Annotated in this window: 25 protein-coding genes; 3 read left to right on the forward strand and 22 right to left on the reverse strand. The window is 68.0% G+C overall.

What is annotated here, in order from left to right; all coding sequences use genetic code 11:
- Positions 1-127: 127 nt before the first annotated feature.
- The 8 genes from J7I44_RS13000 to J7I44_RS13035 form a co-directional block, all read right to left on the reverse strand.
- The gene (locus J7I44_RS13000; RefSeq protein ID WP_090053863.1) at positions 128-334 is read right to left on the reverse strand and encodes a cold-shock protein; all 207 of its coding nucleotides are present in this window, start codon (positions 332-334) and stop codon (positions 128-130) included.
- 160 nt (positions 335-494) lie between these two features.
- Positions 495-1,244 carry an S-methyl-5'-thioinosine phosphorylase gene (locus J7I44_RS13005; RefSeq protein ID WP_209621547.1) on the reverse strand — a complete coding sequence of 250 codons (750 nt, stop codon included), beginning with the start codon at positions 1,242-1,244 and terminating at the stop codon, positions 495-497.
- Positions 1,245-1,258: 14 nt separating this feature from the next.
- Entirely contained in the window at positions 1,259-1,813 is a 555-nt protein-coding gene (locus J7I44_RS13010; RefSeq protein ID WP_209621549.1) for a hypoxanthine-guanine phosphoribosyltransferase, read from the reverse strand.
- Entirely contained in the window at positions 1,810-2,826 is a 1,017-nt protein-coding gene (gene nagZ / locus J7I44_RS13015) for a beta-N-acetylhexosaminidase (RefSeq protein ID WP_209621552.1), read from the reverse strand. Before nagZ ends, J7I44_RS13010 begins: the two co-directional genes overlap by 4 nt.
- A complete protein-coding gene (locus tag J7I44_RS13020; RefSeq protein ID WP_209621555.1) occupies positions 2,817-3,362 on the reverse strand; it encodes a CYTH domain-containing protein in 546 nt (181 codons plus the stop codon). Before J7I44_RS13020 ends, nagZ begins: the two co-directional genes overlap by 10 nt.
- Positions 3,363-3,713: 351 nt before the next feature.
- On the reverse strand, positions 3,714-5,027 hold the full coding sequence (rlmD, locus tag J7I44_RS13025) for a 23S rRNA (uracil(1939)-C(5))-methyltransferase RlmD (RefSeq protein WP_209621558.1): 1,314 nt from the start codon (positions 5,025-5,027) through the stop codon (positions 3,714-3,716).
- Between the two features lie 75 nt (positions 5,028-5,102).
- Positions 5,103-5,696, reverse strand: coding sequence for a YdbL family probable chaperone protein (locus tag J7I44_RS13030; protein ID WP_209621561.1), 594 nt, complete (start codon positions 5,694-5,696; stop codon positions 5,103-5,105).
- A 23-nt stretch (positions 5,697-5,719) separates the two neighbouring features.
- Positions 5,720-7,741: an AsmA family protein gene (locus tag J7I44_RS13035; protein ID WP_209621564.1), complete on the reverse strand. Its 2,022-nt coding sequence runs from the start codon at positions 7,739-7,741 to the stop codon at positions 5,720-5,722.
- A 46-nt stretch (positions 7,742-7,787) separates the two neighbouring features.
- Between J7I44_RS13035 and J7I44_RS13040 the strand changes: the two genes are divergently transcribed.
- Together J7I44_RS13040 and J7I44_RS13045 are read left to right on the forward strand one after the other, a co-directional pair.
- Positions 7,788-8,528, forward strand: coding sequence for a response regulator (locus tag J7I44_RS13040; protein WP_209621568.1), 741 nt, complete (start codon positions 7,788-7,790; stop codon positions 8,526-8,528).
- A 43-nt stretch (positions 8,529-8,571) separates the two neighbouring features.
- A complete protein-coding gene (locus tag J7I44_RS13045) occupies positions 8,572-9,030 on the forward strand; it encodes a hypothetical protein (protein ID WP_209621570.1) in 459 nt (152 codons plus the stop codon).
- Positions 9,031-9,046: 16 nt separating this feature from the next.
- Here the strand turns inward: J7I44_RS13045 and recO are convergent, their stop codons facing one another.
- The 11 genes from recO to J7I44_RS13100 all read right to left on the reverse strand — a co-directional run bounded on the left by recO (position 9,047) and on the right by J7I44_RS13100 (position 21,238).
- The gene (recO, locus tag J7I44_RS13050; RefSeq protein WP_209621575.1) at positions 9,047-9,766 is read right to left on the reverse strand and encodes a DNA repair protein RecO; all 720 of its coding nucleotides are present in this window, start codon (positions 9,764-9,766) and stop codon (positions 9,047-9,049) included.
- A gap of 178 nt (positions 9,767-9,944) precedes the next feature.
- Positions 9,945-10,856, reverse strand: a complete 912-nt coding sequence (gene era, locus J7I44_RS13055) for a GTPase Era (RefSeq protein ID WP_425599759.1) — start codon at positions 10,854-10,856, stop codon at positions 9,945-9,947.
- Positions 10,857-10,953: 97 nt separating this feature from the next.
- Positions 10,954-11,613 carry a ribonuclease III gene (rnc, locus tag J7I44_RS13060; RefSeq protein WP_209621581.1) on the reverse strand — a complete coding sequence of 220 codons (660 nt, stop codon included), beginning with the start codon at positions 11,611-11,613 and terminating at the stop codon, positions 10,954-10,956.
- A gap of 6 nt (positions 11,614-11,619) precedes the next feature.
- On the reverse strand, positions 11,620-12,000 hold the full coding sequence (locus J7I44_RS13065) for a DUF4845 domain-containing protein (protein WP_209621584.1): 381 nt from the start codon (positions 11,998-12,000) through the stop codon (positions 11,620-11,622).
- Positions 12,001-12,103: 103 nt separating this feature from the next.
- On the reverse strand, positions 12,104-13,021 hold the full coding sequence (gene lepB, locus J7I44_RS13070; protein ID WP_209621587.1) for a signal peptidase I: 918 nt from the start codon (positions 13,019-13,021) through the stop codon (positions 12,104-12,106).
- 102 nt (positions 13,022-13,123) lie between these two features.
- The gene (lepA, locus tag J7I44_RS13075; protein ID WP_209621590.1) at positions 13,124-14,914 is read right to left on the reverse strand and encodes a translation elongation factor 4; all 1,791 of its coding nucleotides are present in this window, start codon (positions 14,912-14,914) and stop codon (positions 13,124-13,126) included.
- A 188-nt stretch (positions 14,915-15,102) separates the two neighbouring features.
- Positions 15,103-16,587 carry a DegQ family serine endoprotease gene (locus J7I44_RS13080; RefSeq protein ID WP_209621593.1) on the reverse strand — a complete coding sequence of 495 codons (1,485 nt, stop codon included), beginning with the start codon at positions 16,585-16,587 and terminating at the stop codon, positions 15,103-15,105.
- 109 nt (positions 16,588-16,696) lie between these two features.
- Entirely contained in the window at positions 16,697-17,341 is a 645-nt protein-coding gene (locus J7I44_RS13085; RefSeq protein WP_209621596.1) for a sigma-E factor negative regulatory protein, read from the reverse strand.
- A complete protein-coding gene (gene rpoE / locus J7I44_RS13090) occupies positions 17,338-17,934 on the reverse strand; it encodes an RNA polymerase sigma factor RpoE (protein WP_209621599.1) in 597 nt (198 codons plus the stop codon). The genes J7I44_RS13085 and rpoE overlap by 4 nt, the downstream gene beginning before the upstream one ends.
- A gap of 252 nt (positions 17,935-18,186) precedes the next feature.
- Positions 18,187-20,727, reverse strand: coding sequence for a putative bifunctional diguanylate cyclase/phosphodiesterase (locus J7I44_RS13095; RefSeq protein WP_209621602.1), 2,541 nt, complete (start codon positions 20,725-20,727; stop codon positions 18,187-18,189).
- Between the two features lie 13 nt (positions 20,728-20,740).
- Complete coding sequence (locus J7I44_RS13100) at positions 20,741-21,238, reverse strand: hypothetical protein (protein ID WP_209621605.1); 498 nt, start codon at positions 21,236-21,238, stop codon at positions 20,741-20,743.
- Between the two features lie 150 nt (positions 21,239-21,388).
- On the opposite strand from J7I44_RS13100, the gene J7I44_RS13105 reads away from it, so the two are divergent.
- Positions 21,389-23,449 carry a 3-hydroxyacyl-CoA dehydrogenase NAD-binding domain-containing protein gene (locus J7I44_RS13105; RefSeq protein ID WP_209621608.1) on the forward strand — a complete coding sequence of 687 codons (2,061 nt, stop codon included), beginning with the start codon at positions 21,389-21,391 and terminating at the stop codon, positions 23,447-23,449.
- 73 nt (positions 23,450-23,522) lie between these two features.
- Here the strand turns inward: J7I44_RS13105 and J7I44_RS13110 are convergent, their stop codons facing one another.
- The 3 genes from J7I44_RS13110 to J7I44_RS13120 form a co-directional block, all read right to left on the reverse strand.
- A complete protein-coding gene (locus J7I44_RS13110) occupies positions 23,523-24,083 on the reverse strand; it encodes a DUF2058 domain-containing protein (protein ID WP_209621611.1) in 561 nt (186 codons plus the stop codon).
- Positions 24,084-24,140: 57 nt separating this feature from the next.
- Positions 24,141-24,353, reverse strand: a complete 213-nt coding sequence (locus tag J7I44_RS13115; protein ID WP_209621614.1) for a SlyX family protein — start codon at positions 24,351-24,353, stop codon at positions 24,141-24,143.
- Positions 24,346-24,797 (reverse strand): UDP binding domain-containing protein (locus J7I44_RS13120; protein WP_209621617.1); only part of this gene is annotated, 452 nt, incomplete at its 5' end. The genes J7I44_RS13115 and J7I44_RS13120, both read right to left, overlap by 8 nt.

Raw genomic sequence — 24,797 nt, forward strand, 5'->3', positions numbered from 1 at the left:
CTACCGGGATCAGGAATATTTCTTCCTGAAGATCCGTGCCGCGTTCCCCGGCATTCCGCGATGAACCCAAAAAAAGCCCCATGCGCGAGCATGGGGCTTTTCTTTCATCAAGACGCGAGGAGTGCGATCAGGCCGCCACTTCCACGCCCGAAGCCTGGGCGCCCTTCGGGCCCTGGGTGACTTCGAACTTCACGCGCTGGCCTTCCTGAAGGCTGCGGAAACCCTTGGAATTGATGGCCGAGAAATGGACGAACACGTCCTCCCCACCGTCCTCAGGCGCGATGAAGCCAAAGCCCTTGGCATCGTTGAACCACTTGACCGTACCGAAACGCATTGCGTGAACCTCTGACTAGGACTGGATGCACCAAGGTGTTTGAGCTGGACCGCCGTTTCCCCTTGGTCAGCCGCCCCTGGCACGGGCAAAAGTATCAGCATGTTTATAGGTAAAGCGCAATATGCGGGATTAACTTTCGTGCGATAAAGCCATTAGCTGATTAGGACAGCATTGCCTTGAGCAATACCGGAACCTGCGCCGTGGCGGCCGCCAGGTGGGCAAAAATCTCCTCGATGCTGATTTCCGCCTCGTCGCCGCATCCGGCGGCGAAGTTGGCGACCAGCGACAGGCAGGCGTATTGGAGGTCCAGTTCACGCGCCAGGGCAGCCTCCGGCATGCCGGTCATGCCGACCAGGTCACAGCCGTCGCGCTGCATGCGGGCGATCTCGGCCCGGGTTTCCAGCCGGGGCCCCTGCGTGGCGCCGTAACAGCCGCCGTCGATCATCGGGATGCCCGCCCTGCCCGCCGCATCCAGCAACGCCTGCCGCAGCGAGGCGGTATAGGGCTCGCTGAAGTCGATGTGCTTGATCTCGGCACCCTCAACGTCACAGAAGCTGGTGACCCGGCCATGGGTGTAGTCGATCAGCTGGTCAGGCACCACCAGCGTGCGCGGGCCCATGTCCGCACGGATGCCGCCCACGGCGTTGACGCCGATCACCCGCCGCGCACCCAGCGCATGCAGCGCCCAGAGATTGGCGCGGTAGTTGACCCGGTGCGGCGCCAGCGTGTGGCTTTCGCCGTGGCGCGCCAGGAAGGCCAGCCGCTTGTCGGCGAAGTCGCCCAGCACCACCTCGCCCGAGGCCGGGCCATACGGCGTTTCGAGCGCGCGCCGGCTGACGTTCTCCAGGCCGGGGAACTGGTACAGGCCGCTGCCGCCGATGACGGCGAGGTCGATGCTCGGTTCGCTCACGATCGCTCCGGGGCTCATTCGGGTTTCAAGGCGTAGATGGCCGGCAAGTTGCGGCCCTGCTCGTGGTAATCCATGCCATAACCGAACACATAGCGGTCGGGCAGCTCCACGCCGTTGAAGTCCGGTGCGATACCTGCCACGCAGCGGTCATGCAGCTTGCGGCAGAGGCTCGCGATCAGCACGCGTCTGGCGCCGCGCTTCATGCAGTCGTCGCGCACGGCCTTGAGCGTGTGGCCCTCGTCCAGGATGTCGTCGACCAGCAGCACGGTGCGCCCGGCCAGCGCCGCCTGCGGTTCGCGCAGCCAGCACAGGTCACTGCCGGCGGTGGCGCCGCGGTAGCGGGTGGCGTGCACGTAGTCGAACTCCAGGTCGGTGCGGATCGACAACGCGAGCTGGCCGGCGAACATCAGCGCGCCGTTCATCACGGTCAGGAACACCGCCCGCTCGCCCTCCAGGGTGGCGTCGATGCGCCGGCCGAGGTCGGCGATCACGGTTTCCAGCTCGTCGCGCTCGAACAGCACCTCGGCATGGGCCAGCGCCTGCGCCAGCGGGGGAAGCGGAGTAGTCATGCGTTTCCTTCGGGTTCGTGCAGTGCGGTAACGCGTGCGATGAAGCGGTCGCGCTGCGGATTGTCCAGGAGGCCCTCCCAGGTCGCGCCGATGGCGCCACGTAGCGGCGCGAGGCGTTCCATGGCGTTGTCGGCCAAGGGTGGCAGTGCAGCGATCGCCTCCTCCACCACGTTGGGAAAGCAGGCCAGCACCAGGTCGCAGCCCGCGGCGAGGTTGGCTTTCACCCGCGCGCCGACGCCACCGGCGGCGCCCGCCGCAGCCATGCTGATGTCATCGCTGATGACGATGCCGGTGAAGCCCAGTTCGCCGCGCAGGACGTCCTCGATCCACACACGCGAGAAGCCGGCCGGACGATCGTCGACCGCCGGGTAGATCACGTGCGCCATCATTACCGCCTCGGCATGCGCTTCGATGGCCTCGGCGAACGGGCGCAGATCGGCGTCGCGGATGGCCTCGAGCGGGCGCGGATCGATCGCCTGTGCCTTGTGTGTGTCGGCAGCCACCGAACCATGGCCGGGGAAATGCTTCAGTACCGCCGCCATGCCGCCCAGGTGCATGCCGCGCACGTAGGCCTGGGCCAGCTCGCCGGCGACCGCCGGGTCGGCGTGGAAGGCGCGCGGGCCGATCGCGGCGCTGCCGCGTGCCAGGTCCACCACCGGCGCGAAGCTGAAGTCGACCCCGCAGGCGCGCAGCTCGCTCGCCATCACCCAGGCGTGCTCCTCGGCCAGGCGCACGGCATCGTCCGCATCGCGCGCATACGTCGCGCCGATCCTGGACAACGCCGGCAGGCGGGTGAAGCCTTCGCGGAAGCGCTGCACCGGGCCGCCTTCCTGGTCGACCGCGATCAGCAGGTGCTCGCCGCCGACCGCGCGGATCGACTCGGCCAGCGCCATCAACTGCTCGCGATGGGCGTAGTTGCGGGCGAACAGGATCACGCCCGCCACGCCGGGTGCGACCAGCCAGTCGCGCTCGCGCGGTTCGAGCTCCAGGCCCGCCAGGCCGATCAGCAACATGCCCGCTCTCCTGCCGTCTGTTCGCCGTCGGCCGCGGCGCGTTCGGCCTCGGTCCAGCGCGCGAACGGATGCGCAATCAGGTTGACGTTGTAGTAGCGCGCCAGCGCACTGACCTCAAGGCCCAGCCAGGACGGACGCGGAAACGGGGCGTCGGCGGCCGGAAGCTCCACTTCGGCGACCACCAGCCCGGCGTTGTCGCCCAGGAATTCATCGATCTCGAACAGCGTGCCGTCGACCTCGACGTAGTGGCGCACCTTCTCGAGCACGCCGTCGCAAAGCGAGGCCAGCATCGCCTGTGCGTCCTCCAGCGGTATCAGGTATTCGAACTCGGCGCGTTCGATGCCGAGGGTGGCGCTCTTGATGTTCAGCCACGCCCGCTCGCCGGCGCGGCGCACGCGCACCGAGGCGTGCGCGTGGCCTTCGACCATCGCCTGCGCGCCGACCAGGTAACCCTGGGCGATCTGCTCGCTGCGCACGATCGCCTGGCGCCAGGTGTCGCCAGCCAACAGGAATTTGCGTTCGATCTCGGTGGCCATCGGAGGCGGCTAGCGCAAAAGCGGGTCGACAAGGATAGGCGCTGGGGGGCGTGATGGCGAGGACTGCGCCGGTCCGGAAAGTTCCATTCACAAGCCCTTGTCCACGGAGGGGGGCGAGGGGTCAGGCGGATGGGAGTGCATTCCTTGGTGGTCTTCCGCAAGGTCTCCCCCATCCGCCCCGCGGGCACCTTCCCTCGCAAAAGGGGGAAGGATGACGGCGGCGCGACGCAGCGTTGCCACGCCTCCACCACGAACGCGGGGAAGGTGCAGACAGGCGGAGGGGGCGCTGTGGCAGTAACGCCCGCCTTGTCGAAAGGCTTCGCCCTCGGTCGCGAGAGAAGCCCGGCCGGCCTAGCGCCGCTCGAACAGCGCGATCGATTCGACGTGCGCGGTGTGGGGAAACATGTCCATCACGCCGGCGGCAGTGAGCTCGAAGCCGTGGCGATGCACCAGCAGGCCGGCATCGCGCGCCAGCGAGGCGGGGTGGCAGGAGACGTAGACGATGCGGTCGGTGCCCTTGCGCGGCAGGTACTCCAGCACCTGTTCGGCGCCGGCGCGCGGCGGGTCGAGCAGGATCTTGTCCCATCCCGCTCGCGCCCAGGCGCTGCCGCGCTGGTCCTCGAACAGGTTGGCGACATGGAACTGGGCGTTGGTGATGCCGTTACGCGCGGCATTGGCGGCGGCGCGCTCGACCAGCCCGTGTTCTCCTTCCACGCCGGCGATCTCGGCCACGCGCCGCGCGATCGGCAGCGTGAAGTTGCCCAGGCCGCAGAACAGGTCGAGCACGCGGTCGGTCGGCTGCAGATCGAGCAGTTCCATCGTCCGCGCCAGCATGCGCCGGTTCATGCCGGCATTGACCTGCACGAAATCCAGCGGCTGGAACTCCAGCTCCACGTCGGCCGCGCCCTCGCCGGCCGGCAGCCGGAAGGTCAGTCGCGGCTGCTCGGGCCACAGCGGGTGCACGCTGCTGACGCCACCCGGTTGCAGATAAATCGCAAGACCGTGCGCCTTGCCGAAGGCGACCAGCGCCTGGCTGTCCCGCTCGCTCAAAGGCTTGAGGTGCCGGAACACCAGGGCGACGGTGTCGTCGCCGGCGGCGAATTCGATCTGCGGAATATCGTTGGCCGCGTCCATGCCGCCGATCAACTCGGCCAGCAGGCCGATCCGGCCACCGATAGCCGGGTGGACCACCTCGCAATGGCTGATGTCGGCCACGAAACGCGGATTGGACTCCTCGCGGAACCCGACCAGCACGCGGCCCTTCTTGGCCACCGCGCGCACCGACAGGCGGCCCTTGCGGCGATAGCCCCAGGGCGCATCGGTGAGCGGTTCCAGCCAAGCCTTGGGTTCGACCTTGCCGATCCGCGCGAAGTTGTCCGCCAGCACGCGCTGCTTGGCCTGGATCTGCGCCGGCGCGTCCAGGTGCTGCAGCGAACAGCCGCCGCATTGGCCGAAGTGCGCGCATCGCGGCTCGACCCGATGCGACGAGCGCTCCAGCACTTCGAGCGTCTCGGCTTCGTCGAAGTTGCGGTGGCGCTTGCGGATCCCCAGGCGGACCTGCTCGCCCAGCAGTGCGCCGCTGACGAACACGGTCTTGCCGTCGATGCGGGCGACGCCGCGGCCATCGTGGGCCAGGTCGGCAATGGTGGCTTCGAATTCTTTCATGGCACTCGTAAAACGCCTGCGCCCGGATCAGCAACCCGGGCGCAGCGGTCAGACAGGGGAACGCAAGGGCGCGGCTTACTTGCGCTTCCAGGCGCCCGAAGCGTCCTGATAATACCAGCCGGCGTGGGCGCGCTCGATCCAGCCCTTGGCGAAGGTGGCGCGGATCTGCGACTCCCACTCGGGGTGGCCGTTGGCGCGGGCGATCTCCCGATACAGCGCATTGCGGTCGCTGTTCTCTTCCGCCACCGCCGCGTTGGCCTGCGCGCGCTGGCTGAGCGGGATCTTGCCGGCATCGTGCACGGCCACCAGCCCGTCTTGCGTAAAGCCCACCGCGCCGGAGTCGAGCAGCGCCTGCAAGGTGTTCTGGAAGCGCGCCTGCATGCGGCCGCGAATCGCCTCGGTGGCGGGCGTCTGCACGCGGATGTCGGGCGTGTCTGCATACGCGGCAGGCACCAGAAGGTCGAGCAGCATGGCCGAGGGTTGCGCAGGCTCATCCACCTTCGGCACGGGCTTGGCCTGTGCCGGCGCGCTGCCCTGGTCGATCACCGTGCCGATGAAGCGGTCGGCAGCCTTCTGCGCGGCGGCCTCGGGGAAGTACACGTTGATCGTGACGCAACCGACCAGGGCGACCATCACGGTGGTCAGCAGGGCGTAGACGAGCTTGCGCATGGATGGGCTCCTGAGGGTGTGTGTCAGCGGACCTGGGGGCCGCCGCCTTCGGTGGCCGCCTTCAGCCGGCTCACCAGGGTGGGCCAGTCGACCTCGTGCTGGTGGCCGATGACCTGGAGGTGCGGCAAGCCGCTGCCCTCGACGATAGTGTAACCGTCGCCGATATTCTCCAGCCCGCTCATGTGGCAGACCGTGCCGACGAGCGTGCAGTTGAGGCCGATGCGCGCGTAGCCGAACGTCTTGAAGAGCTTGAGCACCGCGCCTTGCAGGCCGGCGGCAATGCCGCCGCCACCGACCGAGGTGAGGTTGTTGACCGCGCGCTGGCTGATCCGGCCGCCTTCGTCCGCCAGCAGGTGCGCCTCGAACGCGACCGGTTGCCAGTCGACCAGGCGCAGGTTGCCGATGCTGCCGTGCAGTGGGCCGGTGATGCTGCCGAAGTCGAACACACTGGTGATCGAGCCAAGGTCCAGCTGGCGGAAGCCGATGTCCGCCGCCAGCACCGGGCTGGGTCCGAATGGCTGCGTCAGAGCGAGCTGCGTGATGTCCACGAAGCCGTTGAATACGTTGACCGACAGGCCGCCGGCCAACTCCACCGTGTCGTCCACCCAGCGGAGCGACGGAATCGCGCCGCCGAGCGTGCCGGGAAATTGCGGCCAGCCCATTGTCTTGCTGAAGGCGGCCATGTCCACGCCCGTAACGGCCAGCGAGGTTTCCAGCCGCTGGCCCCTGGCTGCGGCGGGGCGCCAGTCGAGCTGCCCCAGGCGCACCGTGCCGCCGAGCAGCCCGACCGCCAGCGGCTGGGTCAAGCCGAGGGTGCCGCCCTGGCTGCGCCACTGCGCCCTGGCCGGTCCGAACGGCAGGCGATACAGGCGCAGCGCGCGCCAGCCCAGGCTGGTGGTGGGTCGATCAGCTTCGGCGGACCAGTCCAGCCCGCCGTTCAGGTCGTCGATCGCCAACCGGCCGTCGGCCGTTGCCAGGCCGAAGTGGTCAGCGGTGAAGGCGAAGCCACGCGGGCCGTCGTCGCGCAGGTCCAGGTTGCCGCTCAGGGCGCCGGCGATGCGCACTTCGTGCAAGCCCAGCGTATCGAGCCAGGCGGCACCGTAGCGGTCGTAGGCGGCGGGGAAACGCGCCTGGAAGCGTTCCAGGCGCAATTTGTCGAGGTTGCCCCTGGCATCGAAGGCGAGCGCGCCGTCCAGCTGCAGCGCGTCGGTATCGTTGACGCGCAGGCGGTTGATCGCCAACGCGCCGCCCTGGCCGACCGCGGCCACATTGAGCTGAACCGGGTGGCTGGGAAGCTTCGCGTAGATCGGTCCGAGCAGCAGCTCGCCGCCGCGCAGCGTCGCGTCCACCGTAAATCGGGCCGGACCGCCCTGGGTGTCGATGCCGAGGCGGCCATGGGCGTCGACGCCCTGCCCGGCCAACGTCCCGCTGGGGCTGTCGAAGCCCACGCCATCCAGGCTGAATTCACCCGAGGACTGGATGCCGTTGTCGTGCACGTCCAGTGCCAGTTCGGCATCCAGCTGCCCGCCGGTGGGCCGGCCGGACCAGACCGTGCCGAGTAATCCGGCCAGCCACTGGGCCGGGAGGTTTTTCAGGGTGATCTGCGCGTGGGTGGTCTGGTCGAGCGGAATCCAGGCGCTGGCGGTCGCCGCGGCCTGGGTGAAATCCGCCTGCAGTGTGTTGGCGCGCTGGTCGATCACCAGGCGCACGTCGGAGTTGCCCAGGGCACCGCCCGGGGCGCCGTGCAGGGCGACCGTCCCATCCAGCAACCAGCGCATCTGCAGGTCGCGCGACAGCACGCCTTCCAGATCCAGCCCGACGCGGCGCCAGCCCATCGCTGCGACGTCGGCGCGCGCGGCATGGAGCTTGAGCGACAACCCGCCGCTGCTGTCCTCGCCGAGGTGCAGGCTCACCTGCTGCAACCGGACGCCAGGTACCGCAACCACTTTGGCAGTCAGGTCGACATCCGCCCACGCGGGGGCCGTCCACGCGGCAACGAGGAGCAGGCCCAGGCACAGCAGCAGGCGGCGGGAGGGAGGGAGCATGTGCCATCATTCTGCCAAAGCCAGCTGAACGACATGGATTTCGTCAATGAGCACAGCCGCCTTTCTGCGCCAGCGACCGCCTGCCAACCTCCCCATGCCGTACGTGCTGGTGGCCGACGACGACCCGGCCAGCCGCCGTTTCCTCGGCGATGGATTGCGCGCACTCGGCGCCCAGGTGCACGAATGCGCCGACGGGCAACTGGCACTGGCGCGCGCCGCCATCGAGACGTTCGACCTGCTGCTGCTGGACTGCCGCATGCCCGGCGCCGGTGCGCGTGACGTGCTGGCGGCCCTGCGCGCCGACGCCACGGCGCGTTCGGCCGACGCGCCGGCGGTGGCAACCAGCGCCGAGGTGTCGACCGAGGATCGCCAGCAACTGCTGGCCGCCGGTTTCAGCGACGTGTTGCTCAAGCCTTGCCAACTGGACGCGCTGCGCCCGCTGGTCACGCTCGCCCGCAACAGCGGCCGCCGCACACCGCTGCTGGACGACGCCGCCGGACTGGTCAGCAGCGGTGACGCAGGCACGATGCAGGCGCTACGCGGCCTGCTGCGCGAGGAACTGGCGACGCTCCTGCAGGAATTGGACCTCTTCTGCCGTGAACCGGCACGCCTGATCGACCGCCTGCACCGGCTGCGTTCGGCCTGCGGCTTCTGCGGCGCTGCCGCACTGGCCTTGCAGGCGACCCACCTGCAGCGACAGGTGGAGGTCGACGGCTCCGTAGGCGACGGCGCGCAGGAGCGATTCCGGCAAGCACTCGCCGCGACGCTGGCGGTGCTCGAGCGCTGAGCGAACCCGAACGTCTTGCCAGGCCGCCAGAACAGGATCACGCGTGAGGCTGAGAACCCTGTTTCGTCCTGTGCTGTTCTTTGCTGGCGTCGGTCCTGCGGTGGGAACACTCGCGTTTTCCGCCACCCTCGCATTTCCGAACGTATCGGCGCCGCGCATCGTGCTCGCAACGCTGCTCGGCTTCGTGCTGGCGCTGCCCTTGGGCTACATGCTGCAAGCAGTTCCGTTCGCCCTGACGGGTGCGGTGGCCGGCGCACTGTGTTCCCATCGAACCACGCTTCTTCGGGCGACGCTCGTCGTACTCACCGGCGCGATCTCGGCGTCCTGGATGCAGTGGGAAATGCTGCTCCAGTTCGACTGGAGCGCGGTTGACTGGCGCTTTCCGGCGAGCGGCGCGATCGCCGCCGCGGTGTCCCTGCTGACGTACGTGCTGCGGCCTTCGTCCAGACCGGCACGACTTCGCGATCCGTTCAACAAGGGTGACAGGTTCGGGCCGGGCTAGCGTGCCGGAGAATGGCTCAGCCCGATTGCCGCCTTGACAAGGCCGCAGCCAGTACGCGCCACGCGTGCAGCTCGCCACCACCAAGGTGAAAGCGGATGACTTCGCGCATCAGACGGCGCAGCGCCGCCAGCCCCACGGCGTCGGGACATTGGTCGGTGGCGAGCGCCAGCAGATCCGCCCCCCGGATTGCCCGCGGTGCATCCGCCGGACTGGCGACCGGGCCATGCTCGACCTGGTAGCGATACCAGCCTTCCGGCGCCACCGGCTCCCCGCTGTCGGGCTCGGTATCCAGCTGCAGCGCATAGCCAATGGCCGCTAGCAGGTCACGTTCGAAGCGCCGCAGTTGCCAGGCCAGCGTGTCCGGCCCGGCAAGGCGCGGCAGGGTGCGCGCGTAGGCATCGAACAGCTCGGGCAGCGGATCCTGGCGACCGGTCAGGCGGACCACCAGCTCGTTGAGGTAGAGCCCGGCCAGACCGGCGTCGCCGGTCAGCCGCAGCGGTGTGCCGGTCGGCTCGGCGGTGCGCAGGGTGGCCAGTTCGCCGCGCAGCAGCAGGTCCAGCGCCAGCGGCTGGAACGGTTCGAGCTGCGCCCGCTGCACACGCGCCCGCTCACGCCGCACGCCGCGCGCGACCACCCCCAGGCGGCCGTGGTCGCGGGTGAGGCATTCGAGCAGCAGCGAGGTCTCCCGGTAGGGCCGCGCGTGCAGGACGTAAGCGGGCTGCTGATCGAGGAGCATGAGAGGCCCTGGTTGGTGTCTCGGGATTCGGGATTGGGGGTTCGGGATTTGCCAGGACGGTCAGCCTACGCCGCACCCGCCCTTTGCGCGCCCGCTTAACAACCGCGGAATTCACGCTCGGGCTTCTACGATCCCGAATCTCGAATTCCGGATCCCGAGTCCCGGCTCCCCCATCCCGTCAGTCCGTATACCCCAGCTTCTTGAGCATCGCCTCGTCGTCCACCCAGCCTTCGCGCACCTTGACCCACAGCTTGAGAAACACCTTGCGCTCGAACAGCCGCTCCATGTGGCGACGCGCGGCGCTGCCAATGGCCTTGAGCTGGGCACCGCCCTGCCCGATCACGATCGCCTTCTGGCCGTCGCGCTCCACCCAGACCACCGCGTGGATCTCGGCCACACCGTCCTCGCGGTCCATGAACTGCTCGATTTCCACCGTGGTGGCGTACGGCAGTTCCTGATCGAGGCGGAGCATGAGCTGCTCACGCACCATTTCCGCCGCCAGGAAACGTTCGCTGCGATCGGTAATCTCGTCCTCGCCGAACACCGGCGGTCGTACCGGCAGGCGCTCGAGGATGGCGCGCTCCAGTTCCTTCAGGCCCTTCTGCTTGAGGGCGCTGACGTAATGGATGTCCTCGAACTGGTGATGGGTCGTCAGCTCGGCGACGAAGGGCAGCAGCGCGCCCTTGTCCTTGGCCAGGTCGACCTTGTTGATGGCCAGCAGGCGCGGCACGTTCTGCTCGACCAGCGCGGCATACAGCGCCTCGTCCTCGTCGGTCCAGCGACCGGCCTCAATCAGTTGCACGGCCAGGTCCACCTCGGCCATCGCGGTGCGGGCCGCGCGGTTGAGACTGCGGTTCATCGCACGCTTGGCGCCCCGGTGCAGGCCGGGCGTATCGACGTACATCACCTGCCCGGCCTGGCTGGTGGCGATGCCCAGGATGCGGTGCCGGGTCGTTTGCGGGCGCGGGCTGACGATCGACAGCCGGAAACCGATCAGGGCGTTGAGCAGGGTCGATTTGCCCACGTTGGGGCGGCCGACAAGGGCCACCGCGCCACAGCGATAGTTCTCGTGCGGCAGCTCGCCGGCGATTTCGGGTTCGTCGTTCATGGCAGAAAGGGGTTCCGGGGACAGGAGGCAAAGCATGGCGCCGCCGCGCCAACGGCGCCAGCGACGGGAAAAGAAGGGTTCAGGCGGGCGGCAGCGGTTCGGTCAGCTGGCCGAGCACGACTTCGGCCGCATCCTGCTCGGCAGCGCGGCGGCTGGGGCCGCTTGCGGCGGCGCGCAGTGGCGCCGGTTCGGCGATGCTGCAGGTGACTTCAAAAACCTTGGCATGGTCCTCGCCATGGCTGCCGGCCAGCTCGTAGACCGGCAACGGCAGGCCCCGTGCCTGCAGCCATTCCTGCAGCCGGGTCTTGGCGTCCTTGGAGGACTTGGGCAGGTCGGCCACACGTTGGGCAAATAGTCCACGGACGGTATCCCGGCAGGCGTCGAATCCGCCGTCGAGGTACACCGCCGCGACCAAAGCCTCGAACGCATCGGCGAGGATCGAGTCGCGACGAAACCCGCCGCTCTTCAGTTCGCCCGACCCCAGCTTGAGTCCATCGCCCAGTTCCAGTTCGCGCGCCACGACGGCCAGCGCCTGGCCATTGACCAGCTGCGCGCGCAGCCGCGAAAGCTCACCCTCGCTGGCGCGGGGGTGCGCCTCGAAAAGCATTTCGCCGACCACCGCGCCGAGCAGCGCATCGCCCAGGAATTCCATGCGCTCGTTGTTCGGCCGGCCCGCGCTGCGATGGGTCAACGCGAGCTCGGCGAGCGCGGGGTCCCGGAAACGATAGTCCAACTTCACAGGCGGTCAGATCGAAGGCACGTTGCCCTGCAGCGGCACGCTCTTTTCGAAGTGCAGCAGGAAGTCGATGTTGTAGACAAACGGAACCTGCTTGTCGTAGGCCACGTGCAACTGGTTGCCGTTGCTGCGGTCGATGGTGATGTCCTGGGGCTGGATGGTGGCGTCGTCCACGTACTGGAAACCCAGCTTGAACATCAGGTCGCGGCGGATCTCGTCCAGCGACTTGCCGTCAGAGCCTTCGGTCGAAACCTGGTTCATCGCTTTGACCACGCCCATGTATTCGCTATAGGCCGGCACCAGCTTCATCGCCATGTAGCCGAAGAAGGCCACGACCGCCAGGACGACCAGAAACCCGATCAGGGTGATACCCGCTTGCTTGCTCTTCATAGTCCCCTCGCTATGCCGCTGCGGCGGCTATCTCGTCTTAATTCTGCGCGCCGCCCTGGCCTTGGGTCACGGGCGCCGGCAGTGGCGCCCGCCACGTCCTGCGTCAGTGGATGATCTTGCCAATACGGCCGAAATCGATCCAGCCGTCGTGGGTGCCCTTCCAGCTCAGCCAGATCAGGAACGCCTTGCCTGCCAGGTTCTGCTCCGGCAGGCAGCCCCACCAGCGGCTGTCGGTGCTGTTGTAACGGTTGTCGCCCATCACGATATAGCAACCGGCCGGCACCTTGGCCGGCACCTTGTCGTTGGGGATCGACAGCGGCACCGAATACGCCGGCATGCGGGCGATCATGTGGTCGATGCTGCCCTTGCCTTCCGAACGCGGCAGGTGCTCGGTCCAGACGGTGGCGCCGTAGTCGCGCATCAGCCGCGACTCGTCACCGTTGGGACGACCCTGGAACGGCCCGGTCAGGTCGGCAGGCACCGGCGTGCCGTTGATCATCAGCTGGTCGCCGTGCGATTCGATCGTGTCACCCGGCAGGCCGATCACACGCTTGATCCAGTTCTGGTTCGGCACCGGCGCGTGCGGATCCGAGCAGCTGATGTCGCCGCTGCGCACCCACTGGCCGTTCTCGTCCTGGCACAGATAGCCCGGAAACCGGAACACCACCACGTCGCCGCGCTTGGGCTCACCCAGATCGAGGAACTTGTTGTTGAAGGCCGGCATGCGCAGGCCGTAGGCGAATTTGTTGACCAGGATGAAATCGCCCACGTCGAGCGTGGGCATCATCGAACCGGACGGGATCCGGAACGGCTCGGCCACGAACGAGCGCAGCACCAGCACCACCAGCACCACCGGAAACAGCGATCGTGCCCAGTCCACCGGCGCCGGATCGCGGTATTCCTCGCCGGCCGCGTCCAGGCGCGACTTGCGCTTGTCGTACAGGAACAGCCGGTCCAGCCCCCACACCACGCCGAAAAGCACGGTGAGAGCAAGCAGGATGGCGGAGAAATCGAATTCCATGGTGGCTCCTTGAGGAGCCGGGAATCGGGATTCGGGATTCGGGATTCGGAGCAGATCAGCTCTTCCGAATCCCGAATCCCGAATCCCGATTCCCGGCCTAAGCTATTTATCCACTTTCAGAACCGCAAGGAAGGCCTCCTGCGGAATTTCCACGCGGCCGACCTGTTTCATGCGCTTCTTGCCTTCCTTCTGCTTCTCCAGAAGCTTCTTCTTTCGGCTGACGTCGCCGCCGTAGCATTTGGCCAGTACGTTCTTGCGCAATGCCTTGACCGTGGAACGGGCGATGATCTGGGCCCCGATGGCCGCCTGGATCGCCACGTCGAACTGCTGGCGCGGGATCAGGTCCTTCATGCGCTCGACCAGGTCGCGGCCGCGGCGGTCGGCGTGGCTGCGGTGCACGATCAGGCTGAGCGCGTCGACGCGGTCGCCGTTGATCAGCACGTCCACGCGCACGAACGGGCCGGCCTCGAAACGCTCGTGGTGGTAGTCCATCGAGGCATAGCCGCGCGAGACCGACTTCAGGCGATCGAAAAAGTCCAGCACCACCTCGGCCAGGGGCATCTCGTAGCTGATCTGGACCTGCGTGGCCATGTACTGGATGGAGCGCTGCACGCCGCGCTTTTCCTCGCACAGGGTGATGATGTTGCCGATGTAGTCGGGCGGCGTAAGGATGTTCGCGACAATGATGGGCTCGCGGATCTCGTCGATCTGCGGCACCGGCGGCAGTTTTGCCGGATTGTCCAGATCCATCACCGTGCCGTCGGTCTTGAGCACCTCGTAGACCACCGTCGGTGCGGTGGTGATGAGGTCGAGGTCGTACTCGCGCTCCAGGCGCTCCTGCACGATTTCCATGTGCAGCATGCCGAGGAAGCCGCAGCGGAAACCGAAGCCCATCGCCTCGGACGATTCGGGCTCGAAGAACAGCGCCGCATCGTTCAGGCGCAGCTTGTCCAGCGCCTCGCGCATGGCCGGATAGTCGTCGGCCGAGACCGGGAACAGGCCGGCGAACACACGCGGCTGCATGGTCTGGAAACCCGGCAGCGGCTTCCCCGCCGGCTTGGCGGCCAGGGTCAGCGTGTCGCCGACCGGCGCGCCGTGCACGTCCTTGATCGAGGCGTTGATCCAGCCCACCTCGCCGGCGCCGAGCTTCTCCAGCTTCTTGCGCTTGGGCGTGAACACGCCGACGTCGTCGACCTCGTGCACGCGGCCGGTGGACATCACCAGCAGCTTGTCGCCGGGCTTGATCTCGCCCTGCATCACGCGCACCAATGAAATCACGCCCAGGTAGTTGTCGAACCAGGAGTCGATGATCAGCGCCTGCAGGCGGTCGGTATCGCGCGGCTTCGGCGGCGGGATGCGCGCGACGATCGCTTCGAGCACCTCGGTGACGTTCTGGCCGGTCTTGGCACTGATCGCCACGGCATCCTCGGCATCGATGCCGATCACCGCCTCGATCTCACCCTTGACCTTCTCGGGGTCGGCCGTGGGCAGGTCGATCTTGTTGAGCACCGGCACCACTTCGAGCCCCTGCTCCACCGCGGTGTAGCAGTTGGCGACCGACTGCGCTTCCACGCCCTGGGCGGCGTCGACCACCAGCAGCGCGCCCTCGCAGGCGGCCAGCGAGCGCGACACCTCGTAGGAGAAGTCGACGTGGCCGGGGGTATCGATGAAATTGAGCTGGTAGGTCTTGCCGTCGCGCGCCTTGTACGGCAGCGACACGGACTGGGCCTTGATGGTGATGCCGCGCTCGCGCTCGATCGGGTTGTTGTCGAGCACCTGGGCCTCCATCTCGCGTTCGCTCAGGCCGCCGCAGAGCTGGATGATGCGGTCGGCGAGCGTCGACTTGCCGTGGTCGATGTGAGCAATGATGGAGAAGTTGCGGATCAGTTCCATGGAATACGCTGGTCGGGCTTTCGCGACCCGCAAAGGCCGCGGACCGCCGGGATGGCGATACGAACCCGGTATTGTCGCATGGAAACGGACGCGGCCCACCAGGCCCTCCCATGCGGCGAAGCCCGCCTGCGAGCGATGCCTCGTCGCCGGCATCGCCCGCATGCGGGCTTCCAGGGTCACGCGCGGGCCTACTTGTCCGAGGGCACCGTCAGCGCGATGAAGCGGGTGTCGTCACCACGGCGCACCAGAAGCAGCACCGTATCGCCCGGCTTGACGTCCTTGGTCGCCGCGCGGAAGGCCGACACGCTGCCGACGTTCTGCTGGCCCACGCGAAGGACCACGTCCCCCGGCTGCAGGCCGGCGCGCGCCGCGACCGGGCCGGTGATGTCGGCGATCAGCACGCCCTCGCCCTTCTTCAGGTCCAGCTGCTGGCGGGCGTCCTCGTCCAGCTCGCGCACGCTCAGCCCCAGCGCCGCCGAACCGGACTGCACCGGCGAGCGGTCATTGCCGCTGGCGCCAGTCTTGTCGTGCGGCGCTTCGCCGACCGTCACCTGGACGGTCTGCTTCTTGCCGTTGCGCAGGATCTCCACCGGCACCCGGGTGCCCGGCTTGGTCATGCCGACCACCGGCGGCAGGTCGCCGGCGTCCATGATGGGCTGGCCGTTGTAGCCGGTGATGATGTCACCCACCTGGATGCCGGCCTTGTCGGCGGCGCTGCCGTCCTGCACCACGCCAACGATGGCGCCACGCGGGTTGTCCATGTTGAGCGCCTTGGCGATCTGGCTGTCCACGCCGCGCACCTGCACGCCGAGCTGGCCGCGGGTGACGTAGCCGTGGTCCTTGATCTGCTGCACCGCGTTCATCGCCACGTCGATCGGGATCGAGAACGCCACGCCCAGGTAGCCGCCGGTGTTGGAATAGATCTGCGAATTGATGCCGACCACCTGGCCCTGCAGGTTGAACAGCGGGCCGCCGGAGTTGCCGCGATTGATCGGCACGTCGGTCTGGATGAACGAGGTATAGGGCTGGTCGCCGCTGCCCAGGTTGCGGCCCACGGCACTGACGATGCCCTGCGTCACGGTGTAGTCCAGGCCGAACGGCGAACCGATCGCCAGCACCCACTGGCCCGGCTCGAGCGAACGCGATTCGCCGATCGATACCGCCGGAAGGCCGCTCTGGTCCACCTTGAGCAAGGCGATGTCGTAGCTCGGGTCGGTGCCGACCACCTTGGCGTTGAGGGTGCGCCGGTCCTGCAGGCGCACGGTGACCGCGTCGGCGCCGTCGACCACGTGATTGTTTGTCAGGATGTAGCCGTCGCTGGAGATGATGAAACCCGAACCGAGCGAGGTGTGCTCCTGCTCTTCCGGCGAAGGCATCATCGGCATGCCGAAGAAGCGACGGAACAATTCCATCTGTGGATCGTCCCGCATGCCCGCCTGCGTGCGCGGCTCGCGGCGCTGACCGTTGTACTTGGCCTCCACGTGCACCACCGCAGGGGCGTTCTTTTTCACGATGCCGGTGAAGTCCGGCAGGCTGGCCATGGCCGGCGCGGACGCACTCCTGGCGGCCGGCGCGTTCGCCTGGGCGGCTGGCGGTTCGGCCTGGGCGCAACCGGCCGTGACCAGGCCCATCAGCACGCAGCAGGCCAGGGTACGCAGGGGAATTCGGTTCATGGGTTCTCCTTCTTCAGGCGAAAACAGGGGCGCAACCGTGCAGGCCCGCGAGGCGGGCCGGCCGATGGCTAATGGGAATACGACCGCGGCGGGTACACGCGGACGCAGGTCACTGGGCGCCGGCGGTCGCCTGGCGCGGATAGCGGGCGGTGGCTGCCCGCTGCGGATCGATCAGCAGGTAGTAACCCGGCTCGTCGCTGGGCGCACGCACCGGCTGCACGCGATAGGGGGACAGGCTGCGGGCATAAGGCATCAGCCCTCCGCCATAGCTCTCCCCGAGCGTCGCGGCGGCCTGCTGGCTGTAACGGGAAGCGGTGTCGCCGCTGAGCCAGGGTGGTACCGCAACGGGCGCGTTCGGCTCCACGGGTGCCCCGACCTCGGCGGCCGGCGTGCTCTGCGCCAGCCTTGTGGACGCCCGGTCCTCGTCCGTCACCGGTCGGGCGATCATCAGCGCCGCCACGGCGACGCTGGCGGCAATGGCGCCGCCGGCGGACCAGCGCAGCCAGTGCGGCGCGCGGCGCCCTGCCCTGGCGTCGGTCTCCTGCGCTATCGCTTGTTCGACGCGAGCCGCGAACCCGGCCGACGCGAACGCCGGCAACTGCCGACGCAGGCCGTCGCGCGCCAGGTGGTAGCGCGTCCAGGTCTGCTTCAGCTCGGCGTCGTGCTCGAAGCGGCGCAGCAGGAATCGCAGCTCCTCGCGGGCGAGTTCGCCGTCGATGCCGGCCGAAAGGTGTTCACGTTGGTCTTGCGTCATGTCGGTTGATCCTCGCGGTCCGAGAGCAGTGGCCGCAGTTGCTGATCGATCGCTTCGCGCGCACGGAAGATCCGCGAGCGCACGGTACCGATGGGACAGCCCATCGCCTCGGCGATTTCCTCGTAGCTCAGGCCGTCCACCTCGCGCAGCGTGATGGCGGTCCGCAGCTCCTCTGGCAGCGCTTGGACAGTAGCGAAGACAGTTTGTTCAATTTCCTGCCGAAGCAGTTCGCGCTCGGGCGTGGCGCCCTCCTGCATCCGCTCCGCGCCAGTCAGGAAAACCGCATCCTCGGCCGCGATGTCGTCCATGGGCGGGCGGCGCCCCATCGCGACCAGGTGGTTCTTGGCCGTGTTGACCGCGATCTTGTACATCCAGGTATAGAACTGGCTGTCGCCGCGGAAGGAGCCGATCGCCCGCCAGGCGCGCACGAAGGCTTCCTGCGCCACGTCCTCGCACTCGGCGTAGTTGTTGACGTAGCGGGAGATCAGGCCGATCACCTTGTGCTGGTACTTGCGCACCAGCAGGTCGAAGGCGCGCCGGTCGCCGTTTTGAACACGCTCGACCAGGGCGCTATCCAGTTCGTTTTCGCCCATCCGGGCCGTCTCCTTCGATAACCGCTTCGGCGGCGCCAGCCGGATGGTAACGCGCGGGCCTCAGACAAGCGGCACAAGCGCAAGTTCACACAGGCGTCACGACGGCTGGCCAGTCCAAAAAAAGCCGTCGACGGGTGACGGCACGCATCCGAGATGCGGTTTGGATGGCGCGGATCAAGGGTGCCCGCAGGGTGGGCTTCAGCCCACCGTGTCCCGCGTCGGGGAGTGGCGGGCTGAAGCCCACCCTGCGGCTCACGCCACGTTGGCCTGGGGCTCGGCCAGCAGGCGCTGGCGCTCGGCCAGCAGGCGGTCGAAGCTGGCATGCGGCAGTGGGCGGCAGAACAGGTAGCCCTGCAGCTCGTCGCAGTGGTTGGCGCGCAGGAACTTCAGGTGCTGCTCGATCTCCACGCCCTCGGCCACCACGCCGCGCTTGAGCCGGTGCGCCATCTCGATGGTGGCGCGCACGATCGCTTCGTCGTCCGGATCGATGCCGATGTTGCGCACGAAGCTCTGGTCGATCTTGATGCGGTCGGCGGGCAGCTTGCGCAGGTAGTCCAGCGAGGCCGCCCCCGTGCCGAAATCGTCGATGGCGATGCGGCATCCCAGCCGGTGCAGGCCGTGCAGGTTCTCCACCAGGTTGGGCACCGCCTTGATGCTGATGCTCTCGGTCACTTCCAGCTCCAGCAGCCGCGGGTCCAGCCCGGTTTCCGCCAGCGCGGCGGTCACGGTGTCGAGCAGGTCCGGCTCCATCAGTTGCACGGCCGAGAGATTGACGCCCAGGCGCAGGCGCAGGCCGTATTTCTGCTCCCACTCGTGCGCCTGCCGGCAGGCGGTGCGCAGCACCCAGGCGCCGAGCGAGACGATCAGCCCGGTCTCCTCCGCCAGCGGAATGAACACGCCGGGGCTGATCGGGCCCAGTTCCGGGTGCTCCCAGCGCACCAGCGCCTCCATGCCGACGATGTCCTCGCTCTCGGCGTCGACTTGCGGCTGGTAGAACACACGCAGCTCGCCGTTGCCTTCGGCGTGGCGCAGGCGGGTCTTGAGCAGCACGTCGTGCTGCTGCGCCTGTTCCGGACTGATCTCGTAGAACTGGAAGTTGTTGCGACCCTGGCGCTTGGCCGCGTACATGGCCTCGTCGGCGTGCTTGAGCAGGGTCTCGGCGTCGAGCGCGTCGTCGGGGTAGAAGCTCACGCCGATCGAGGCGGTGACCTTCAGCGGCGCTTCCTCGCCGGCGATCTTCAGCGGCGCCTCCATCACCTGCACGATCTTCTCGGCCACGCGCAGTACGTCGTCGTTCTTGATGATGTGGCGCAGCACCACCACGAACTCGTCGCCGGCGTAGCGGGCCACCGTGTCGGAGGCGCGCACGCTGGAACACAGGCGGTGGGTGACCGTCTTCAGCACGTGGTCGCCGGCGGCGTGGCCGAGGGTGTCGTTGATGTCCTTGAAGCGGTCCAGGTCGACGAACAGCACGGCGAAGGTCTCGCGGGTGCGGTGCGCCTCGCGGATGATGGTGTCCAGGCGATCGTTGAACAGCAGCCGGTTGGGCAGGCCGGTGAGCGCGTCGATCAGGCCTTCGGCGCGGCCCTGCTCGCGGGTCAGCCGCAGTTCCTGCGCATGGGCGAAGCGCGCGGCGGCGCAGCGCAGCACCGGCTCGACCAGGCCCATGTCGCCGAACGGCGTGCGGCTGCCGACCAGCAGGGCGCCCAGCACCGAGCGCCGCTCGTCGAACAGCGGCAGGCCCGCGAAACCGGACACGCCCAGCATTCCGACCAATGGATCGCTCGCACCGAGCTTGCGCGCGTCGGTCGGGTGCAGCACCGACTTGCCATCCAGCACCTGCCGCAGCACGTTCTGCTGGGCCGGCGCGGGCCAGGGTTGGTCCTCGCCGCGCCACAGCTGGATCAGCAGGTTGGGGCCGGGAGCTCCTTCGGCCGGCCGGGACGACCACAGGGCGAGATAATCCAGGCCCAGCTCGTCCACCAGCAGCCGGGCGGCGACTTTTTGCGTGTCGATGCCGCTTGCCGACGCGAACATGCGCGAAAGCAGGTTCAAGGCCGCCTCGGCGCGAATGTCGGCGCGGTCACTGCGGAACAGCAGCGCAATCGCTTCTTGTTCGCCACAGCGCACTCGCCGCGCGCTGGCCTGGCCGGTATCGGCACCACGGCTGGAGCGTCGCTGGCACGCGTACCAGCGGCGATCGGCCTGCTGCAGCACGTGTTCGATGGCAATGCCCTCGAACGCCAGCAACTCGCGCAGCCCTCTGCCCACCAGTTGCTCGACGTCCAGGTGACTGTGCCGCACCACGGCCGAACTGGTCTCCAGCACACGCTCGGTCTGTGGCTCGACGATCAGCCATTCGCCCGCGTCCTCCTCGAACGCGAAGCGGTATTGATCCGGCCCGGCCTGCACCGGCAGGCCCGCCTGTGGCCGGGCGCGGCGCCAGCGGGCGACCAGTTCCAGCTCCACCTGGGAGGCGTACAGCCAGTCGGAAATACCCGCTGGAAGCTGGCCGGGCGTGATTGTGGCGCCATCGGCGATCACCGCGATCATTGGCGCCTCGGCGCAGGCCGGGATGCGGCGCAACTGTTCGCAGGTGGCCTGCGCGTCGACCTCGTCACCGTCGAATGCCACCACCGCCAGCATGAGCGGCGATCGACCATCGAGCAGCAACTCGGCATGCGGCACGCCGCGGGCCGTGTGAATGGTCGGGTGGCCGGCGCCGTCGAGCGCATCGAACACGTTCCGGCGCAAATCGCGCTGGGCAGCGACCACCAGGATGCCGGCGTTCACGCGTTCCTCCGCTTCAGGCGAACAGCCAGCGGCCGTCGCGCAGGCGCGGGCGTAGCGGGGCGTCCGGCTGGCCTTTCAGCGCCAGGGCGATGTCGCCCAGGTGATCGACCAGCGCCGGCGAGGCATCCAGCAAGACCACCCGGCGCACGTGACCGGCCGGCGGTTTGGCCAGCTGGCGCAGCAGGGTGCTGTCCATCGCCGACAGCGGCGGCTCCAGGCCCATCAGGAGGTAGACGCCAAAATGCATGCTTTGCTGCATGTAGCGCAGCGCGGCGCCCAGGCGCTGGCTGCCCGGCACGCGCGCATGGGCATCGATCAGGTTGCCCAGGCCCAGGTCCGGCTGCCACAGGTATACCGCCTGCCCGCTCCGGCGCACGATGGCGCGAAACTGCTCGATCAGCGCCTGGTTGTCGCACCCCTCGAGCAGGATCAGCCCCGCGGGCGCAGCCAGGATGCGCTCGAAGATCTCGATGCCGGGAGGCGGCGGGGCGGAGGCCAGCAGGGGGTTCATCGAGCGTAAGTTACGGACTTGCGGGCGAAGCGCAATAGCGCCAGGTCACCGTTCGGAAAAATGGGGCGGCCGGGGCTCACAGGGCTCAACTCGCATTCATCCGCACGCAGCGGTATGGTTCTGGGCTCCCCGGCCACACCTCCCAACGCCATGTTCGAAGGATTGCGCTTCAATCACTGGAAGACGAGCGTGGACGATGGCGGCATCGTCACCCTGACCCTCGACCGCGCCGACAGCAGCGTCAACGCCATTTCCCGCGAGGTGCTCGACGAACTGGCGCAGATCGTCGAACGCCTGGCAATCGAGAAGCCGGCCGGCGTGATCGTCCATTCAGCCAAAGCTTCGGGCTTTGCGGTGGGCGCCGACATCAAGGAATTCGTGCGCTACGCCGAGCAGGACACCGTGCTGGAGAACATCCGACATGGCCAGCAGGTGTTCGAGTCGCTCGCCCGCCTGCCCTGCCCCACCGTGGCTGCGGTGCACGGCGCCTGCATGGGCGGCGGCACGGAGCTGATCCTGGCCTGCCGCCAGCGCATCGTCGCCGACGACGAGAAGACCAGGATCGGCCTGCCCGAGGTCATGCTCGGCATCCATCCCGGCTGGGGCGGCACGGCTCGCCTGCCGCGGCTGATTGGCGCCACCGAGGCGCTGCCGATCATGCTCACCGGCCGGCCGCTGTCGGCACGGCGTGCCCTGGCCCTGGGCGTGGTCGACCGCGTGGCCCCGACGACCGAGCTGCTGGCCGAGGCCCGCGCCCTGCTGCGCCGCCCGCATGCGCGGCCGTTTGCGCAACGCGCCAAAGCCTGGGCGACCAATTGGTGGCCAGTGCGCCAGATCCTGGCGCCGATGGTGGTCAAGCAGACCGCGGCCAAGGTGCGCAAGGAGCATTATCCCGCGCCGTTCGCCCTGATCGACGTCTGGCAGAGCGGCGGCGCCAGCATCCAGCAACGGCTGAAGCTCGAAGCCCGTTCGGTCGCGAAACTGGCGAAGACGCCCACGGCGCACAACCTGATCCGCGTGTTCCTGCTGCAGGAACGCCTGAAGGGTGCGGGCGGCGGGATCGACCCGGGCATCCGGCGCGTGCACGTGGTCGGCGCCGGTGTGATGGGCGGCGACATTGCCGCCTGGGCCGCCTACAAGGGGTACGAGGTCACCCTGCAGGACCGCGAGATGAAGTTCGTCCAGCCCGCGCTGGATCGCGCTCGCGGTTTCTACGAGAAGAAGCTCAAGACGCCGGAGAAGGTCCAAGCCGCCATGAATCGCCTGCGGCCCGATGTGGAAGGCACCGGCGTGGCTACCGCCGACCTCGCGATCGAGGCGATCTACGAAAATGCCGAGGCCAAACGGGAGCTCTACGCGGCGATCGAGCCGCAGTTCAAGGCGCAGGAAATCCTCGCCAGCAACACCTCCAGCATCCCGCTGGACGAGCTGCGCCAGGGGCTGGAGGCGCCGCAACGCTTTCTCGGCCTGCACTTCTTCAATCCCGTGGCGCAGATGCCCCTGGTGGAAGTGGTCCGCCACGACCAACTGGACCCGGCCATCGAAAAGCGTGCGCTGGCCTTCTGCAAGGCGCTGGGCAAAGTGCCGGTGGCGGTCAAGGGCACGCCCGGGTTCCTGGTCAACCGCATCCTGATGCCCTACCTGCTCGAAGCGCTGCGCCTTTACAGCGAGGGCGTGCCCGGCCCTGTGCTGGACCGCGAAGCCAAGAAGTTCGGCATGCCGATGGGGCCGATCGAACTGGCCGACACCGTCGGGCTGGACGTGTGCGCCTCGGTCGGCAAGGAACTGGCGCCCTTCCTGGGTCTGGAACTGCCTCCCGGCATCGAGGCCAAGCTGGAGGCCGGCAAGCGGGGCAAGAAGGATGGCCAGGGCCTGTACGTCTGGCAGGACGGCAAGCCGGTCAAGCCGGAGGTCGATCCGGGCTATACGCCGCCGCCGGACCTGCAGGACCGCATGATCCTGCCGATGGTCAACGAGGCGGTCGCCTGCCTGGCCGATGGCGTGGTGGACGATGCCGACCTGCTCGATGCCGGCGTGATCTTCGGTACCGGATTCGCGCCGTTCCGCGGCGGTCCGATCCAGTACATCCGCAGCGAGGGCGTATCGACCGTGCGCGCGCGCCTGGAGCATCTGGCACAGCGCCATGGTGAGCGGTTCCTGCCCAAGCAGGGGTGGGATTTGCCCGCGCTGGCCCCGTCCCTGGCGCCATAGCTCTCGCAGGGTGGGCTTCAGCCCACCGGTGAGCCCACCCCGAACGGCAAAGTGGGCCAAAGCCCACCCTGCGTCACCACATCAGGTCGTCAGGCACGCCGTCGTCGTCGCTTGCCGCCTGCGGGTCGACCAGCAGTGCGAGCTGATGCGGGTCGATCTCCCGCACCTGCTCGGCGATCGCCTGGGTGACCACCAGGTAACGGCCGTTCTGCTGCACGACAGCGAGCTGGCCCAGATTGAGCGCCGTCAGCTGGTCGGCATCGACGTGCACGCGCCGGATCTTGCCGCCGTACTCGAAGTGGCGCACCTGGTCGGCCTCGGCCTTGTTCAACGCCTGGCCCTCCAGCAGCTTCTGGATCTTTGCCTTGCGCTCCCGCCTGACGCGTGCCTGTTCGGCGGCTTCCTGCTCGGCACGCTTGCGCTCGGTGGCTTCGGCCTGCGCGCGAATGGCGTAGGCCTTGGCCAGGTCCATCTCACCGTTGTCGCGACGCGACTGCGGTGCATGCGACCTGCCCTTGCCCTGCGGTGGACGCCCGCCCCGGGGCGGCTGGGACGGCGACTTTGCGCGCTGTTCATCGCGCGCCTGCTTGACGATGCCGCTTTTCAGCAGCTGATCACGGAGAGAGTCGGCCATGATCCGGCTCCAGTGTGGCGTTGATCTTCCGGAGACGCCTCGCGCATCCGGTACTTGTCAGTAGTGAGGCGGCGGCGGTTCGCTGTGCGGATCACTCCCCTGCGCCGTGCGCAGCGAGGCGAGCTCGGCACGCAGGTCATGCAGCACGCGTTCGAGCGCCACCAGCCGCATTGCCTGTTCGGCGTCGGCGGCTGCGAGCGCAGCCACCGTATCGTCGAGGAAGGTAAGGCGCACCTCGAGCTCCTCCAGGCGGTGTTCGATGTCAGACATTCGCCGGCCTCAGCGAACGCCCGCGCCCGATGCCGTAATAGGCCAAGCCCGCTTCTTCCACCTGCGTCGGGTCGTACAGGTTGCGCCCGTCGAAGACGGCCGGATCCTTGAGCACGTCGCGGATGCGCGCGAAGTCCGGCGCCCGGAATGCCTTCCACTCGGTCACGATCGCCAGCACGTCGGCGCCGTCCAGCGCCTCGTAAGCGTCCTCGCACAACGTCAGGTCCGCCCGCTCGCCGTAGATGCGCGTGGTTTCCGCGCGCGCCTCCGGATCGAACGCGCGAACCTTGGCGCCGGCGGCCCACAGCTGTTCCATCAGCCGGCGGCTGGACGCCTCGCGCATGTCGTCGGTGTTGGGCTTGAACGCCAGGCCCCATAACGCCACGGTCTTGCCCTTGAGCGCACCGCCGTAATGGCGCTCGATCAACTCGAACAGCTTGCCCT

This window comes from Frateuria flava, assembly GCF_017837635.1.
In the GTDB taxonomy this organism is placed as follows: domain Bacteria; phylum Pseudomonadota; class Gammaproteobacteria; order Xanthomonadales; family Rhodanobacteraceae; genus Frateuria_A; species Frateuria_A flava.

What these genes read in the sequence shown, in the direction of transcription:
- J7I44_RS13000 (WP_090053863.1), bottom strand. Translation starts at nt 334, where the DNA reads ATGCGTTTCGGTACGGTCAAGTGGTTCAACGATGCCAAGGGCTTTGGC.
- J7I44_RS13010 (WP_209621549.1), bottom strand. Translation starts at nt 1,813, where the DNA reads ATGACTACTCCGCTTCCCCCGCTGGCGCAGGCGCTGGCCCATGCCGAG.
- nagZ (WP_209621552.1), bottom strand. Translation starts at nt 2,826, where the DNA reads ATGTTGCTGATCGGCCTGGCGGGCCTGGAGCTCGAACCGCGCGAGCGC.
- J7I44_RS13020 (WP_209621555.1), bottom strand. Translation starts at nt 3,362, where the DNA reads ATGGCCACCGAGATCGAACGCAAATTCCTGTTGGCTGGCGACACCTGG.
- rlmD (WP_209621558.1), bottom strand. Translation starts at nt 5,027, where the DNA reads ATGAAAGAATTCGAAGCCACCATTGCCGACCTGGCCCACGATGGCCGC.
- J7I44_RS13030 (WP_209621561.1), bottom strand. Translation starts at nt 5,696, where the DNA reads ATGCGCAAGCTCGTCTACGCCCTGCTGACCACCGTGATGGTCGCCCTG.
- J7I44_RS13035 (WP_209621564.1), bottom strand. Translation starts at nt 7,741, where the DNA reads ATGCTCCCTCCCTCCCGCCGCCTGCTGCTGTGCCTGGGCCTGCTCCTC.
- J7I44_RS13040 (WP_209621568.1), top strand. Translation starts at nt 7,788, where the DNA reads ATGAGCACAGCCGCCTTTCTGCGCCAGCGACCGCCTGCCAACCTCCCC.
- recO (WP_209621575.1), bottom strand. Translation starts at nt 9,766, where the DNA reads ATGCTCCTCGATCAGCAGCCCGCTTACGTCCTGCACGCGCGGCCCTAC.
- J7I44_RS13065 (WP_209621584.1), bottom strand. Translation starts at nt 12,000, where the DNA reads ATGAAGAGCAAGCAAGCGGGTATCACCCTGATCGGGTTTCTGGTCGTC.
- lepB (WP_209621587.1), bottom strand. Translation starts at nt 13,021, where the DNA reads ATGGAATTCGATTTCTCCGCCATCCTGCTTGCTCTCACCGTGCTTTTC.
- lepA (WP_209621590.1), bottom strand. Translation starts at nt 14,914, where the DNA reads ATGGAACTGATCCGCAACTTCTCCATCATTGCTCACATCGACCACGGC.
- J7I44_RS13080 (WP_209621593.1), bottom strand. Translation starts at nt 16,587, where the DNA reads ATGAACCGAATTCCCCTGCGTACCCTGGCCTGCTGCGTGCTGATGGGC.
- J7I44_RS13085 (WP_209621596.1), bottom strand. Translation starts at nt 17,341, where the DNA reads ATGACGCAAGACCAACGTGAACACCTTTCGGCCGGCATCGACGGCGAA.
- rpoE (WP_209621599.1), bottom strand. Translation starts at nt 17,934, where the DNA reads ATGGGCGAAAACGAACTGGATAGCGCCCTGGTCGAGCGTGTTCAAAAC.
- J7I44_RS13100 (WP_209621605.1), bottom strand. Translation starts at nt 21,238, where the DNA reads ATGAACCCCCTGCTGGCCTCCGCCCCGCCGCCTCCCGGCATCGAGATC.
- J7I44_RS13105 (WP_209621608.1), top strand. Translation starts at nt 21,389, where the DNA reads ATGTTCGAAGGATTGCGCTTCAATCACTGGAAGACGAGCGTGGACGAT.
- J7I44_RS13110 (WP_209621611.1), bottom strand. Translation starts at nt 24,083, where the DNA reads ATGGCCGACTCTCTCCGTGATCAGCTGCTGAAAAGCGGCATCGTCAAG.
- J7I44_RS13115 (WP_209621614.1), bottom strand. Translation starts at nt 24,353, where the DNA reads ATGTCTGACATCGAACACCGCCTGGAGGAGCTCGAGGTGCGCCTTACC.